This window comes from Collinsella vaginalis (genome assembly GCF_900176655.1).
GTDB classification, from domain to species: domain Bacteria; phylum Actinomycetota; class Coriobacteriia; order Coriobacteriales; family Coriobacteriaceae; genus Collinsella; species Collinsella vaginalis.
In genome coordinates, this window is sequence record NZ_LT838842.1 from 140,401 (window position 1) to 154,408 (window position 14,008).

The window sequence follows — 14,008 nt, forward strand, 5'->3', positions numbered from 1 at the left end:
ACCGCGCTTTCCCCACTTTGGTTCAATGCCGACAGGATAAGCACGCGAGACAGGGAACGAGGACCGCATGTCGCCCACCGTCATCACCGACGTCAAAAGCTACGTCTTGAAACCCGATAAGCACAACCTCATCGTGGTACGCGTCGAGACCGACGCGGGAGTGGTCGGCGTTGGTTGCGCAACCTTCCAGTTCCGCCCCACTGCCGTGCAGGCTGCCGTCGACGAGTACCTGAGGCCGTTCCTCCTGGGCAAGGACGCCAACCAGATCGAGGACCTGTGGAGCGCCATGTTCTACAACTCGTATTGGCGCAACGGGCCGGTGCTCAACAACGCCATCTCCGGCGTGGACATGGCCCTGTGGGATATCAAGGGAAAACTCGCGCACATGCCCCTCTACCAGCTATGGGGAGGCAGGTCGCGCACGGCCATCCCCGCCTACACGCACGCGGTCGCCGACACCTTCGCCGACCTGTGCGACCAGATCAACGGCTACCTCGTCGAAGGCTACCGTTTCATCAGGGTCCAACTGGGATTCTACGGCGGTACGGCGGCTGACCTGCCCCTGCCCGACCAGCCGCTCGAGGGCTCGTACTTCGACCCCGAGCGCTACCTCTCCGCTCATCTCGCGCTCTTCCGCGATGTGTACGGGCGGTACGGCGATCGCTTCCAGATGCTGCACGACGTGCACGAGCGCCTGACGCCCAGCCAGGCGCTGCGCCTCGCCAAAGGAGCCGAGCCGTACAACCTCTTCTTCCTCGAGGACCCCGTGCCCCTTGAACAGAACGAGTGGCTGGGCAGGATACGGGCGCAGACGGCCACACCGATCGCCACCGGAGAGCTGTTCAACAACCCACGGGAGTGGATCGACCTGCTCCGCAACCGCGATATCGACTTCCTGAGGATCCACGTGTCCCAGGTGGGCGGCATCACCCCCGCGCTCAAGATCGCCCACGTCGCCGAGGCCATGGGCGTGCGCATCGCCTGGCACACCCCCTCGGACATCTCCCCCATCGGTCTTGCGGTGAACGCGCACCTGAACGTCCACCTGCGCAACGCCGCCATCCAGGAGCACATCGAGGTGCCGCAGAACACGCGCGAGGTCTTTGAGGGCGCGCCTGAGGTGCGCGGCGGGTTCATCTACGCGCCTGAGGAGGACGGTATCGGCGTATCCTTCGATCCTGCTGCGGCGCTGCGGTTCCCCGGGCAGTTCAAGGAGCACCCTTGGACGCAGAGCCGCGTCATCGACGGCACGGTCGTAGCCCCGTAACGGGCCCTCGACACACGGCTACGCATCCACCGAGACGAGCCGCGCGCGATGGATCTCCCGATCGAAGGGGCGGATGTAGGACACCGCGTATTCGATGGCCGTGACCTCGCTGATCTCGAAGACCCGACCCGTTGAGAGCACCGCGCGGTTCTGGATGTGCATCGCGGGCTCGCTCTTTCTGCACCCGAGGAGCTGAGCCTCGCCCCGCGTGAGGTTCTTCGGCGCATAGGTGCTCATATAGTGCGAGATACGGTATCCCTTCGCCTCGACATACGCTTGGATCGAGCTCTCCACTACGGCAGGCGTGAGGTCGGGGAAGAGCGATGCCGGCAGACTCGAGGTCTCGATCTGCTCGATGACCCCGTTCACGATACGGAGCCTGAGGAAGCGCCACACGAGCTCCGTCTCGGGAACCTGAAAGATCTGCATCTCCTCAGCTGTCGCCGGCCCCCTGCCGAACTCCAGGCACTTCGAGACGATCTTCGCATACGGCGCCCGGGTCAGGGAGTTGAAGACGAGTGGATTGATGCGGAACTGGTCGCGCACGTAGATCCCCGACCCCTGGACGAGCTCCACGACCCCAATGTCCGCGAGGTTGCGGACCGCCGCCTGGACGGTGTACCGCGAGACCCCGTACGCCTGGGCGAGCTCGCGTTGCGTGGGGAGCTTCCCGCCGGGGTACTGGCGCTGGTAGATCTTGCTCAGCAGATCCTGGACGATGAACTCCGATTTCTTCATGGTGCGCTCCCGCCCCGTTCGATGCATGTTGCCAACGCCATGGTGTCATGTCGGCCCGGCAGCGCGCAAGGGATCTCGGCCCGCGTGTATCCCAGACTTCCGCCTTGTCTGCGCTGCATGGATGCAGACGCGCAACACCTGGAAGCCCGTGCGCCGCCCACCCTGACCTAGGCAGGCGCCACGCACCGGACCTGCCGGTACGGGAAAAGGGGCCCGCCCGGAAGCAAGCCCCTTCATGTGCGCCGGATCGCGCGGGTGGCGCCGTGCCCTGTTATCGCTTCTCGTTGCGCGCGCGACGGCGCAGCGCCAGGCTGCCGAGACCCGCTGCCGCGCCGGTTGCCGCAGCGGCAGCGGCGACGATCATCGCGTCCCCTGTGGCAGGGAGCTTGGCTGAGGACTTCTTCACCGCGGGCGTCTTCTTCCCCGGCTTCTTGCCCGTGTCGGTGCCGGGATCCGCCGGGCCGGGCTTCACCGGATCGGCGACGAACTCCCAGAGGCCCACGAGGGAGATGTCCTCGGTCAGCGCGATGGAGCTTTCGGTGAACTCGTTGCCCGGAGCGACGCTGTCCCGATACCAACCCTTGAACACCCAGGTGCCGCCATCAACCTTATGGTCGGACGGCGTGGGCACGGTCGCTGGGGTTCCGTGCTCGGCCTCGACCTCCGCAGGGGCAGTGAGGTTCCCCGGCAGATCTTTACCCGGAGTGCCGGAAACATAGGAGAACGTGACCCGGTGCACGGCGGGGCGGAACTCCCAGGCACCCACGAGCGCCAGATCCTCATCGCCCATGGTGATCGAAGCGCCCGAAACCTCATTGCCCTCGGCGATGGCACCCTTGTACCAGCCTTTGAACTCCCAGCTGCCACCTTCCACCGGCACGGAGCCAGGCGCGGGCAGGGTGAGCTCTTCGCCTGCGCGCGCCATGCCCGCCGGAGGCGCCACGATGCCGTCGGGCAGGGCTCGTCCCTCGGAGACGGACTCATAGGAGTACGTCACGTTGTGCATGGCCGGCCGCCAATAGCCCAGAGAGACGGTGTTTGACCGGCTCGTCCCCATCGAGATCGAGGTCGAGAGGGCCGTCTGCCCGAGGATCGGAAGGTTCAAGAACCCGGCGTGGGGCACCACATTGCCGGTGACGGTGCCTTGGACGTTAATGAGCTGCATCCCCTGGGTCTCGGCGAGCTCGGCGGCTTTCTCATCGGAGATCGTCAGCGTCCGCGAGGCGGGATCCGGGGAACCCGCGGCAGCGTGCTCGGCCAGGGGCACTGCACGGAGCTTCATGTTCGAGACGATGGTCTCGCCCTTGCTCTTCCCCGGCGCAGCCACCACGTTGGCCTCGCGGATCTTCTCGGCGTCGCCGTGGCGCAGGATCGTGCGGATGGTGAGTGTGTGGCTGCCTCCGGTCTTCACATCGAAGCGCGTCTTGGGGCTGGCGTTGCTCACAAGCGAGGAGAAGCTCGCCTTGGTGTTCCCGAGATCTGCGCCCGTGTTGGGATCGACGATGTTGAGACGCTCGCGGGCGGCGTTCAGCACGTACAGGGGACGCCATGAGTAGCTCTCGAACTCAAGGGACAGGGTCTCCGGAACGGAGATGCCCTCGCCGAGCTCGATATTGAGGTCGACATACGTATAGGACCTGTCGTTCGCCGCAGTCGGCAACTCGTTGTTGCCGGAGAGCAGCTCACTGTAGTTGCGGCTCAGCACCGGAAGCCACTGGTTCGAGGCAGCGGGGTTCTTGTAGACGACCATCGCGGTAGAGTTGTCCATGGAGAACTCGGAGCCTAGGACGACCTCGTTCACGGACGTGCGGTCGTCTTTCTTGACATAGGTGTCAACGACGGTGACGTCGCCGGTCGCATCGTCCCGGGTGGTGCTGTGCAGCGGGCTGTTGGGGAGGAAGTCCTCGGCGGGGGTGTTCCCGTTCACCCGGATCGAGACGGAACCGGGCGCAAATCGCCTGAGACCGCCGGTCAGCGCCTGGAACAGGCCGAAGTTGCTGTCGGGCAGTGGTGAGTCGGGCTCGGTAAGGCTGAAGTAGATGCCGTACAGACGGGCATCTGCAGGGATGCCGTTGGGGAAAGCCGTTGAGATGAGGTCCTCCGAGGAGAAGAAGCGGGCGCCCGGGGCGACCTTCCCGTTCACCGGCGGTTGATCTGACCATCCGAGGAAGACCTTGCCCAGGCCGCGCAGGGAACCCTGGTTCACGATCGGCGCGCCGATCTTGTCAGTCGGCTGGGTGAAATCGCGCACGGTGTCCTGCTTGGTGCGGGACTCGTTCGTCCACTGGCCCACGAGGCTCACGGAGCCGGCGTACGTGCCCTGGGCTTCCGGTGCCGCAGCACGCAGCGCCTCTCCGACGGGGGTGGACTCCTGCGCCGTGGGGGTAACGTCGTCGACGGGCGATGATGAGGTGGAGGGGTCTCCTCGGAACCGGACGCGCTCTCTTGCGAGGTGGCGTCGCTCCCAGCTGCAGCCTCGTCAGCAGACCTCTGCTCTGTATTGACGACAGCAGGTGCCCCGGTTTCGGAGACGGTCTCAGCGTATGCGTTCGTGGCAGGGACTCCTCCGCCAACGAGCGCGATCTTCGGAATGGTCTGCTTTCTCATGGTGCCTCCTGGTTCGAGCCCGTCTGTTGCAACTGCGCTGATGGGCTTGGCGGGGGTGTCTTCTGCAGTTGCGCAACCAACGTGATAGTATCGAATACTATAGAAATGTGTACACTATATGGATAATCTAACAGTTCACCATAAACAATACAAAACACCAGGTAATTTGATTGCTTCATATTGTTCAAGAGGTTTTTTAAACCCTTTTTTATTATCATTTTCTAATATATGACATTTATAATATATATTTACAAAGACATTATATGCAATATTAATAATGTATTATCCATTTCAATGCCATATAAAAGACCCCAAGCCCGTTTCGACCAATGGATATGTCCATGATCAAAACGAGCTCGGGGTCACATGCTTGAGCGCTAGAATTTCGGCACATTTGGATAATGAGCCAATGCTACAAGCACTATTCCGACGGGGCTATCAGGCAGTCATGAGCATGCCAAGATCGTATCGCGCCTTTACGCCCGACCGACGGAGCCCAGGTTCTCCATGCGGGTCTTCACGATCTTCGTGATCTCCGCCATGCCCTGCTTGGCAGGCTTCTTCGGATCAAAGTTGTCCGGGTTCTCGGCCATGTAGGCCATGAATCCCTTGGTGTATGCCTGGCGCAGCTCGGTCGCGTAATTCACCTTGGAGATGCCGTTCTTGATAGCCTCGGCGACCTGCTCGTCAGGCACGCCCGAGGTGCCGTGCAGCACGAGCGGGATGTCGATCTTGGCCGCGATGGCGCGCACGACGTCCTGCTGCACGTGCGGGGTGCCGTGATAGATTCCGTGAGCGGTACCCACACCGATCGCGAGACTCGTGCAGCCCGTGCGCTCCACGAACTCAAGCGCCTCATCGGGATCGGTGTAAGGGTTCTCCCCCTCAACCAGCGGACCGTCGTCCTCTTTGCCGCCGACCTTGCCAAGCTCGGCCTCGACCGGAATCCCCAGGGCGCGGCCCACGCGGGCGACCGGGGCGGTGACGGCGATGTTCTCCTCAAACGGCACGTGGCTGCCGTCGATCATCACGGAGGTGTAGCCCGTCTTCATGGCCTGCATGCAGCGGTCGAAACCGTCGCCGTGATCGAGGTGGAGGGCCACCGGAACCGAAGCGCGAGCCGCGGCGGCGGAGACGATACCATAGAAATAATCGAGACCCGCCGACTTGATGGTGCCCGGGGTGGTCTGCATGATCACCGGGGACTTCGTCTCCTCGGCAGCCGCAAGAATCGCCATGACAAACTCGAGGTTCTCCACGTTGAAGGCGCCGACACCGTAGTGGTTCTTGCGCGCTTCCTTGAGCATCTCCATGGTGGTGACCAGCATGTTCGAGCTCCCTTCTGCCCGTCCGCTGCCGGGCGATCATCCGCCGCGCCCCTCTGGCCGACGCCGATGCCTCCACTATACGAGATGTGCCGCCCTCGCCTGCGCCGTCTTTCGGGGTGTCAGTGGCTAAAAATCCGATCACACGCAAACGAAGGAAAGGAAAGTGTGCTCCCATTTCTCTTAAAGCCTGTTATATCGTCCATTTTGTTTCCTCATTTCCATCGTATCGTGTAAAAGATGGGGAACTGATTTTCTTTTTTCTTCTTTAAAAGAAAGTTGAGAAAATAACCCGAGACCGACGATAAGGGGCTGCCATGGCACGCCGACCGAAACGCACAACCCGCACGTTCGCTGAAGAGCGACAGACAGCCATCCTCGATATGCTCGAGCATGAGACGACCGTGCAGGTCGCCGATCTAGCCCGGATCTTCGGCGTGTCCTCCGTCACCGCGCGCGCCGACCTCGACGCGCTCGCCTCCGCCGGCAAACTGCGACGCACCCATGGCGGTGCGATCTCCCTGCAGCGAACTCTCACGGTGTCGGTGCAGGACCGTCGCGTGAATGTGAACGCCGATGCCAAACGTGCCATCGCCGCCGTAGCGCTCGAGTTGGTGCACGACGGCGACACCCTGATCGTGGATTCCGGCACCACAGCCCTCGAGTTCGTGCGCGCCCTTGACGTCAGATCGGGCATCACCGTGATCACCGCCGACATGACCATTGCGGACTACATAGATGAGAGCCTGCCCTCCATCAGCGCCGTCGTCCTCGGTGGCTCGCTGAGAAAGGGGCATCGCTACCTATACGGACCCCTCACCCAGGCGGCGCTCGCAGAGCTCCATGCCGATCTCGCAGTCATCTGCCCTGGCGGTTTCGTCACCTCGCGCGGTTTCATGACCGACTTCCCGCAGATGGCCGAGGTGAAGAAGGGAATGTTGGACGCCGCTGCACGCCGTGTCGCCTTGATGGATGCAAGCAAGATATCAGCTCGCAGCATGCTGCGTTTCGCGGATATAGACGACCTCGACGACATCGTGATGGACCGCGACCCCGCCGGTATCATCGCCGCTACCATCGCTGAGTTGCCCGAAGACCGCCGTCCCTGGCTCCATCTCGCGGCGAGATAGACGCACATCACCTCTTACGGATCGTCTCCGCAACATTGGCACAGCGAGAACTTCATAGCCACGGCGGAAGGCGCGCGTCACTCAGGAGCCCCGCCTCATCTTTTTAGCCCCGAAGCCATCCGCGCAGTGCTTCATGCTGCACGATTCTGCTCGCCTGGCCAAAAACATGGTTGAGGCTGTATTTATGAGATGGCGTTTGAACTTTGGAAGCCCAGATCTCCGGCAGCACGTCCTCAGATTATAGAAATAAAATACATATATCTATAAATGTAAATGATATTTAGCAGACTGATACGCGGGCTGATTCCAAAAATACATCCTCGATGCACTTTTTGGCCAAGCGCACGAATTCTCACATGTCATCAAGACTACTCAAGGATAGAGACGGCAGAATCCTCGAGCGTAACAGTGTCCTCTTTTGAGAAAAGTTCTTCGTTCTTTCAGGACGCAAGCGAACACCAAGGGCACAGGCCACATCGCGGGCAAGTTGCTCAAAGAGATGGAGATCGGCCAGGTCCTCATACCAAACATTGACGGTCGTTAGCCCTGCACCGATCAGCCGAGCTTGTCGCCGAGCATCCCGCCCAACCCGCTCTTGAGAATGATAGCGTCGCCCCTGGTATTCAAGGCCAAAGCCATTGGTGGGAAATGCCGCATCCACCCAACGAGATCCCTCAGCCGTCTCAACCTTATAGTTCAGAACGGCACCTTTGAATCCCATCCCGCCATATCGATGTGGCAGGCAAAACAACATGGCCATAACGGTCTCCATGGGTGAGTGCGAGTTATCAATGACGAGGCGTGCGGCGCGGGCGGCGAGCTTCACACCTCGGTGGTGGGCTGACCGGTTAATCATGCTCATCAGCCGATGCCGCGTAGCCACAGGTCGCGATGTATTGGTAAACCCGTCCCATGATTCATCGAGAACATACGTGCCGCAAAGTTCAAATCCTATGAGGGCAAGATCGATCTCATCGTATTCCCCCGTGGCGGCTAATTCTAAAAAGAGCAACTCGGGTGAGACGATCAGCATTGACTTTGAAAGCCTAATCAACGAACGCGATTGTAGGAGATCCTCCCGATGTCGATGGCAACGGACATCCCCACGGATATGGCATTCGGATCGGCTTGGGAGTAGCAGATGGAAAGGGCCTGCTTCAAGCCCGAGCCGAGCCATATCGTCCGCAAGGTGCGCCCGCGACGGCATCGAGCACCCCGCGAGCTTAGCCGTGCGCGGGAGAGTGAGGAGGTCCGGAAGACGCTGGCCCATCTTCCGATACACCTCAAGTGCCGTGTTGCCGCAAATACAATACATAGTGGGCCAACGATATCGTTTCGGGAGGAATACGGGCGCGGCTTTTCGCCCTGTGGTCCCAAATTACTCCCTCGGCGGAGAAGCGCTCGAATACATGAGATTTCGCCCGTGTGGCCAAAAATCACTTTGAGGCTGTATCCGGATCTCAGATACTCAGCGTTGCTTGAAATGAAAATGTACGATTTCATCTATTCGTATCTAAATTAAGCTGCACCCCAACTCTCAAAAGCGCTTGAGGACAGTTTCTACCGGCGAACCGTTTTTGAAAGGAGGCAGAATTACATCCTCGATGCACTTTTTGGCCACCGCAAGAGTTTTCTGCGTCTGCGGGGCTCAACGACGTCTGCGAATGTGCCCATCGCTTTTCGAACCAACCGCACTCAATGATGGCAGCCTCTTGATATCCGAGAAACGGACGCCCGGCCCATGCGGGAACCGCATGGGCCGGGCGGATTGAATTCTATGTTTCATGTGGCTCTGGCAGCCGCCATCAATGCAAAGCGCCTACGCGTTCAGCAGGGCCTCGGCGCTGTCGAGAATGGCACCGACGTCGGCGCGCGCGTACACATCGGGCTCGATGACCGCCAACGGCACATCCGAGACCTCCTGGATGCTCCCCTGGGCGAACCCGATCTGCGGGCTCAACAGGACAGCATCCGCCCCGGCGAGAAGCCCCACGGCATCGGCAAGCGGCTTGGCCTCGATGTCGACATCAAGACCGCGGTCCTCCGCCTCCTGCTTCATCTTCGCAACCAAGAGGCTCGTCGAGACGCCGGAGTTGCAGCAGACGAGAATCTTCTTCACGGCAATTCCTCCTCGCAGGATCCCAACTCTGAACAAGCGGAAGACCGGTCACCGGACATAGGGCCTCCCCCACACCCGCCGACCGGCCTCCCGGGGGCAGCGCTACTTCTTGCGGACGTACTTCAGGCAGTCGAGCGTGACGGCGATGAGGATGATGACGCCGGAGAACACGAACTGCAGGTTGGTGTCGATACCAAGGATCGTCAGCGAGTACGTAAGCGCGGTGAAGATCAGCACACCGACCGTGACACCGGAGATCTTACCGATACCGCCGGTGAACGAGATGCCGCCAACCACGCATGCCGCGATGGCATCCATCTCCCAGCCCTGGCCGTAGGCCGCAGAACCGGAGCCCACCATGCGGATGCACTCGAGCCAGGAGCCGAACCCGTACAGGATGCCAGCGAGCAGGAAGGCACCGACGGAAACCGCGAAGACATTGATGCCGGACACCGACGCGGCCTCGGGGTTACCGCCCACCGCATACATGTTCTTACCGAAGGTGGTCTTGTTCCAGATGAACCAGACAATGGCGATAGCCGCGATAGCCCAAAGGATGATCGTCGGGAACCCGTTCACGCGCGGGGTGACGAGGTCGGGAATGGTGGACTCGATGGCGCCGAAGGACACACCCTTGGTCGCGTAGGTCACGATACCGAAGATGATAAGCATGTTGGCCATCGTGGACACGAACCAGTGCATCTTGAACCGCGCGGTGAAGAACCCCGCGATCGCGGAGAACGCCGTGCAGAGGAAGACGCAGACAACAAGGGCGAGCACGATGCGGCCGACGACGGGCACACCCGAGAAGTCGAACGCGATACCGAAGAAGGTGCCGGTGTTGGGCCCCTGGTGCATGATGATCGTTGAGGCGACCATGCTCATACCGACCATGCGGCCGATGGACAGGTCGGTACCCGTCTGCAGGATCAGGCCGGCGACACCGAGCGCCAGGAACATGCGCGGCGAGGCCTGCTGCAGGATGTTCAGGATGTTCTGCATCGTGAGGAGCTGCGTGCCCTTCACGGCCGGGGTGACGGCGCAGAGCATCGCGAACACGAGCAGGATCGCGATGTAGAGGCCGTTGTTCAGCAGGAAGTCACGCAGGTTGAAGGTGTAGCGGTAGCTCTCCCAGCGCTGGGCCATCTTCTCGGCGAAGGTGAAGCGCGACATGCGGAGCAGGTCGATGAGGTGGTAGCGGTAGGTGAACGCCTCGTGCTCGCGATCCTTGATGCGCTGGAGCTCCTGCTGGTAGGAGACCTTCGCATCGAACTGCTTGTTCTTGTGGACGTACTTCTCCTCTTTGATCTCCTGCTGATCGGTGAGACCGCTGACGAGCTTCTTGTGCTCGCTTTCAACCTCGGCGAGGCGCTTCTGGTAGTCGACCTTGGCCTGCTCGCGCTCAGCCGCGCAGCTCGCCTTCACCGGGTTCAGGTACTCGGCGTCGAAGTGCTGCTTGAGGTACCCCTCGGCATCGGCGATCAGCTTGGCGATCTCGTCCTTGTTGGCGGCCTCCACCTTCTTGGCCACGGCCATCTCAGCCTGGTAGCCCGCCACCTGCTGATCGCGCTCCTCGCGGGTGAGCACGCGATCGCCCTTGGCGGCGTCGATGCTCGACTGCAGGGAGACGATCTTGGTCGTGCCCTCGGCGCGCAGGGCGTCGATCTTCTGCTGGATGCCGCTGACGTAGGCGTCAATCGGCTGGAGGAGGGCTGTCTCCTCCTCGACGGTGAGAATTTTCGTTGAAGCCATAGTTCCTCTCCTCGCTTACAGGTGCATGGCGCTCAGGCGCAGGAGCTCTTCCTGGTTGGTCGCCTTGGTCTCGACAATGCCCGACAGATGCCCGTTCGACATGACGCCGATCCGGTTCGTGATGCCCAGGATCTCAGGCATCTCCGAGGAGACGACGATGATCGTCGTGCCCTGCTTGGCCATATCGATGATGAGCTCGTAGATCTCGTACTTCGCGCCCACGTCGATACCGCGGGTGGGCTCGTCCATGAGGAAGACCTGCGGGAAGCGCTCGAGCCACTTGCCGAAGATGACCTTCTGCTGGTTGCCGCCCGACAGGCTCGAGATCAGGTCGTCGGGGCCCATGGCCTTCGTCCTCATGCGCTTGATCTCGCGGTTCGTGGCGCGCACCATCTTGTCCTGCGAGAGCGCGACGCCGCTCTTGTACTGATCGAGGTTGGCGATCGTCGTGTTGAAGGTCAGATCGCCCTTCAGGAACAGTCCGTTGGCCTTGCGCTCTTCTGTGATGAGGGCGAAGCCGTGGTCCATGGCGTCGCGAGCTGAGCTGAAGTTCATCAGGCGGTCGCGGAAGTACACGCGACCCGCCGCACGGGTGCGGATGCCGAAGATCGTCTCGAGCAGCTCGGTGCGACCGGCGCCCACGAGCCCGTAGAGGCCGAAGATCTCGCCCCGGCGGACATCGAAGGAGATGTCCTGCAGATGCGGCTCGAACTTGGTGGAGAGGTGCTGGATCTTGAGGATCGGCTCGCCGGGCTCGTTGTCAACCGGCGGGAAGCGCTGGGCGAGCGAGCGGCCCACCATGGCGGAGATGAGCTCGTTCATATTCGTCTCATCGGTGCGCTTGGTCATGACCAGGTTGCCATCGCGCAGCACCGAGACCTCGTCGCAGATCTCGAAGATCTCATCCATCTTGTGCGAGATGTAGATCAGGGCGATCCCCTGCTCGCGCAGCATGCGCATCATCTGGAAGAGCTTGTCGACCTCCTGCGCCATGAGCGAGGAGGTGGGCTCGTCGAGAACGATGACCTTGGCGTTGTAGGAGATGGCCTTGGCGATCTCGCACATCTGACGCTGCGAGACCGACATGGTGCGCATTGGCTGCGAGAGATTCACCGTCATGCCGAGACGACGGAAGAGCTCGTTGGCCTCCTTGCGCATGCGGCCCTCGTCCACGATGCCCATCGCGTTCACCGGATAGCGGCCGAGGAAGAGGTTGTCCACCACGTTGCGCTCCAGGCACTGGTTCAGCTCCTGGTGCACCATGGCGATGCCGTTCTCGAGGGCGTCCTTCGGGCCGGAGAAGCTGATCTCCTTGCCGTCGAGCATGATGGAGCCCTCGTCCTTCTGATAGGTGCCGAAGAGGCACTTCATCATCGTGGACTTGCCGGCTCCGTTCTCACCCATGAGGCCCATCACGCTGCCGCGGCGCACGTCGAGGCTGATGTGGTCCAGCACGCGGTTGCGTCCGAAGGTCTTGCTCATCCCCTTGATGGACAGGACGATGTCCGATGTCGAATCTGTCATGTTCTCACCCCTAGTTTTCTCCGAAGTTCCCGCCTTGGCTGCAACCGGGGTCGCGCCCGCGGTCGGCTTCGGCACAGAAAACTGTCCGACACTGCATATCCAAAACCAAGGGGGAGAAAGACCCTTCTCCCCCTTGGACCGTCACATTAGCTTGCCCGCATCAGGCCGCGCACACGTCCCTACTTAAGCAGGGAGGTGTAGGAGGCGCCGTTGTCGGTCTTCACCATATTGATGGCGAAGGCGTCGAACTCGCCCGGGTTGGCGAGGCGGTTGGTGATGCTGGACTCGCTCTGGCCGTCGCCGCCGATGTACTCGACCTCGAGGTTGAGCAGGTCGTCGTACTCCTGGAGCAGCGGCTGATAGGTCGAGGACAGGAAGTTGTCCGCGGAGTTGTAGATGGAGAGCCAGACCTTCTTCTTGGGGCTCTTGGACTCGTCGAGCTGCGATTTGGCCGTGTCGTAGAGGGCCGTGGCGTCGGCGAACTTGTCGGCGTTGTCGGAGGTCACCGTCAGGTTCATCGCGTAGAAGGAGCGATCCTCCTCGCTGTACTTGAAGTCGTCCTCGGAGATGACGTTGCCCGCGTCGTCCTTGGTGCCGATACCGGTCTCGATGTCGACGCCGTCAAGGGAGTTGCGGAGCAGGCGCAGGGTGAGGTAGGCCTGGACGGCGGGGTTCTGGGAGATGGTGCCCGCGTAGCCGTCGGCGATGGCGGCGACGGCGTCGGAGTTAGCGTCGTAGCCGAAGGTCGGGACCTTGTTCTCCTTGGACCAGGCGTTGAACATGGCCATGCCCATGCCGTCGTTGTTGGAGACGACGATGTCGATCTGCTCGCCGAAGGAGGCGGACCAGGTGCCGATGGCGTTGCCGGCCGTGGGCGCGTCCCAGGTGGAGCCGGCGGTGGTCTTCATCTCCTGCGAGGCGAGCTCGCGAACGGTGTACTTCTTGCCGTTGACCTCGATCTCGCCGTCCTGGACGACCGTGGCGGAACCGTCAGTGTTGGTGCCGGCGGCCTCGGAGACGACGTTGCCGTCCTTCTCGATAGCCGTGCCGAGGGCCTTGCGGCAGCCGCGGGTGCGGGCGATGGAGTCGTTGTGTCCCACGTCACCGATGGCGAGGACGTAGCCGATGACGCCGTCACCGTTGCGGTCGATGGTGTCGATGTTTGCCTTGATGTAGTCGACGATCATCTGGCCCTGCAGCTCGCCGCCCTGGTTGGCGTCGAAGCCGACGTAGTAGGTCTTGTCGTTGAACTTCAGGGTCGTCATATCGAGCTCGCCCGTGGAGCTGTTGGACGGCTGGCGGTTGTAGAAGACAACCGGCTTATCAGCGTTCGCGGTGCTCGATGCGGCAGAGCTGCTGCCGGCCTCGGTGGAGCTACCGGAGCCGCCGCAGCCCACGAGGGCGCCGGCACCGATGACGCCCGCGGCGCCCAGACCGCAGACCTGCAGAAATTGACGACGTGACATTCCCATGAGAACTGCCCCTTTCTGTGGTGCACCGCGTGCACCTCTGCTGATAGAGACGGCGCTTGCGCACCGCCATATCC

Annotated in this window: 10 protein-coding genes; 2 read left to right on the top strand and 8 right to left on the bottom strand. The window is 61.5% G+C overall.

Going from position 1 to position 14,008, the window contains the following annotated elements:
* The first annotated feature begins 67 nt into the window (after window positions 1-67).
* Window positions 68-1,267 (top strand): enolase C-terminal domain-like protein, encoded by a 1,200-nt coding sequence (locus CAP13_RS00560; protein ID WP_085829740.1) that lies wholly within the window; start codon window positions 68-70, stop codon window positions 1,265-1,267.
* Window positions 1,268-1,285: 18 nt separating this feature from the next.
* On the opposite strand, the gene CAP13_RS00565 is transcribed toward CAP13_RS00560, so the two are convergent.
* The 3 genes from CAP13_RS00565 to CAP13_RS00575 all read right to left on the bottom strand — a co-directional run bounded on the left by CAP13_RS00565 (window position 1,286) and on the right by CAP13_RS00575 (window position 5,940).
* A complete protein-coding gene (locus CAP13_RS00565; RefSeq protein ID WP_085829741.1) occupies window positions 1,286-2,005 on the bottom strand; it encodes a GntR family transcriptional regulator in 720 nt (239 codons plus the stop codon).
* A gap of 271 nt (window positions 2,006-2,276) precedes the next feature.
* On the bottom strand, window positions 2,277-4,307 hold the full coding sequence (locus tag CAP13_RS00570) for an SHIRT domain-containing protein (RefSeq protein ID WP_085829742.1): 2,031 nt from the start codon (window positions 4,305-4,307) through the stop codon (window positions 2,277-2,279).
* A 781-nt stretch (window positions 4,308-5,088) separates the two neighbouring features.
* Window positions 5,089-5,940, bottom strand: coding sequence for a class II fructose-bisphosphate aldolase (locus CAP13_RS00575; RefSeq protein WP_085829743.1), 852 nt, complete (start codon window positions 5,938-5,940; stop codon window positions 5,089-5,091).
* Window positions 5,941-6,254: 314 nt separating this feature from the next.
* On the opposite strand from CAP13_RS00575, the gene CAP13_RS00580 reads away from it, so the two are divergent.
* Window positions 6,255-7,067, top strand: coding sequence for a DeoR/GlpR family DNA-binding transcription regulator (locus CAP13_RS00580; RefSeq protein WP_085829744.1), 813 nt, complete (start codon window positions 6,255-6,257; stop codon window positions 7,065-7,067).
* Window positions 7,068-7,419: 352 nt separating this feature from the next.
* On the opposite strand, the gene CAP13_RS09600 is transcribed toward CAP13_RS00580, so the two are convergent.
* The 5 genes from CAP13_RS09600 to CAP13_RS00600 all read right to left on the bottom strand — a co-directional run bounded on the left by CAP13_RS09600 (window position 7,420) and on the right by CAP13_RS00600 (window position 13,934).
* Entirely contained in the window at window positions 7,420-8,100 is a 681-nt protein-coding gene (locus CAP13_RS09600) for a hypothetical protein (RefSeq protein WP_143764854.1), read from the bottom strand.
* 786 nt (window positions 8,101-8,886) lie between these two features.
* Window positions 8,887-9,186: a PTS sugar transporter subunit IIB gene (locus CAP13_RS00585; protein ID WP_085829745.1), complete on the bottom strand. Its 300-nt coding sequence runs from the start codon at window positions 9,184-9,186 to the stop codon at window positions 8,887-8,889.
* Between the two features lie 102 nt (window positions 9,187-9,288).
* The gene (locus CAP13_RS00590) at window positions 9,289-10,938 is read right to left on the bottom strand and encodes an ABC transporter permease subunit (RefSeq protein WP_085829746.1); all 1,650 of its coding nucleotides are present in this window, start codon (window positions 10,936-10,938) and stop codon (window positions 9,289-9,291) included.
* Window positions 10,939-10,953: 15 nt separating this feature from the next.
* Window positions 10,954-12,462, bottom strand: coding sequence for a sugar ABC transporter ATP-binding protein (locus tag CAP13_RS00595; protein ID WP_085829747.1), 1,509 nt, complete (start codon window positions 12,460-12,462; stop codon window positions 10,954-10,956).
* A 179-nt stretch (window positions 12,463-12,641) separates the two neighbouring features.
* Window positions 12,642-13,934, bottom strand: coding sequence for a substrate-binding domain-containing protein (locus CAP13_RS00600; RefSeq protein ID WP_085829748.1), 1,293 nt, complete (start codon window positions 13,932-13,934; stop codon window positions 12,642-12,644).
* Between the last annotated feature and the right edge of the window lie 74 nt (window positions 13,935-14,008).

What these genes read in the sequence shown, in the direction of transcription:
- CAP13_RS00560 (WP_085829740.1), top strand. Translation starts at nt 68, where the DNA reads ATGTCGCCCACCGTCATCACCGACGTCAAAAGCTACGTCTTGAAACCC.
- CAP13_RS00565 (WP_085829741.1), bottom strand. Translation starts at nt 2,005, where the DNA reads ATGAAGAAATCGGAGTTCATCGTCCAGGATCTGCTGAGCAAGATCTAC.
- CAP13_RS00575 (WP_085829743.1), bottom strand. Translation starts at nt 5,940, where the DNA reads ATGCTGGTCACCACCATGGAGATGCTCAAGGAAGCGCGCAAGAACCAC.
- CAP13_RS00580 (WP_085829744.1), top strand. Translation starts at nt 6,255, where the DNA reads ATGGCACGCCGACCGAAACGCACAACCCGCACGTTCGCTGAAGAGCGA.
- CAP13_RS09600 (WP_143764854.1), bottom strand. Translation starts at nt 8,100, where the DNA reads ATGCTGATCGTCTCACCCGAGTTGCTCTTTTTAGAATTAGCCGCCACG.
- CAP13_RS00590 (WP_085829746.1), bottom strand. Translation starts at nt 10,938, where the DNA reads ATGGCTTCAACGAAAATTCTCACCGTCGAGGAGGAGACAGCCCTCCTC.
- CAP13_RS00595 (WP_085829747.1), bottom strand. Translation starts at nt 12,462, where the DNA reads ATGACAGATTCGACATCGGACATCGTCCTGTCCATCAAGGGGATGAGC.
- CAP13_RS00600 (WP_085829748.1), bottom strand. Translation starts at nt 13,934, where the DNA reads ATGGGAATGTCACGTCGTCAATTTCTGCAGGTCTGCGGTCTGGGCGCC.